2 protein-coding genes are annotated in these 784 nt (G+C 54.2%); both read right to left on the bottom strand.

The features are described 5' to 3' along the window. Positions 1-498 (bottom strand): methyltransferase family protein (locus ACXJ5O_RS28785; RefSeq protein WP_457302885.1); only part of this gene is annotated, 498 nt, incomplete at its 3' end. Positions 499-569: 71 nt separating this feature from the next. Beyond that, positions 570-784: translation initiation factor IF-3 (gene infC, locus ACXJ5O_RS28780; protein ID WP_457302884.1), on the bottom strand; the 215-nt coding region annotated here is incomplete at its 5' end.

Below are 784 nucleotides of genomic sequence, written 5' to 3'. Positions count from 1 at the left end.
GGTCAGCACTTCGGTTTCTTTGTAAAGGGATAATTTGGGGAAGAAGCGCGGCACCTCCCGCTTATAGTTTGTGTAGGTCTCGCCGAACACCTTTTCGAGATAACCCTCTTCGGCCGTGATGACGAACTGGAAGGCAATGTAGCAAATCACGGCGAGCGCGAGCGACACAGTCAGGCTGCCGGTCATCATGCCGATGCCGAATGCACCGATCGTGCTGAAGACATAAAGCGGATTGCGGCTCATCGAGTAGGGGCCGAGACGGACGATCTCCGAGCTTTTGCGTCCGCCGATGTAGAGCGTGCACCACATGCGTCCAAGGATCGTCATGACAATCACGCCGATACCGAAATCCTCGATATACTCATGCACGCGGTCATTGCTCCATGCGGAGCGAATGGTGAGAAGGGCAACCAGGATCAACCCGATGACGATTGCAACGGCAATGCGCCTGCGATGTTGAAACCGGGACATGTCTTTGAGGGAGTTCAGTTCCGCCATAATGGCCCTTCGAATTCGATCCATATAGAAAAGCCGCCCGAAGGCGGCTTTTCTATGGAAGTTTGTTGGCTTCAGCGCGGCGCCAGAACCATCATCATCTGGCGGCCTTCGAGCTTTGGCTCGGCCTCAACCTTGGAAATTTCGACCGTATCTTCCTTGACGCGATCTAGAAGCCGCATGCCGAGTTCCTGGTGAGCCATTTCACGGCCACGGAACCGCAATGTCACCTTGACCTTGTCGCCCTCTTCGAAGAAACGCTTGATCGCCTTCATCTTCACATCATAAT

This window comes from Phyllobacterium sp. P5_D12 (assembly GCF_054049495.1).
The sequence above is the reverse complement of the archived record's forward strand: the minus strand, read 5'-3'. Positions and strand labels throughout refer to the sequence as shown.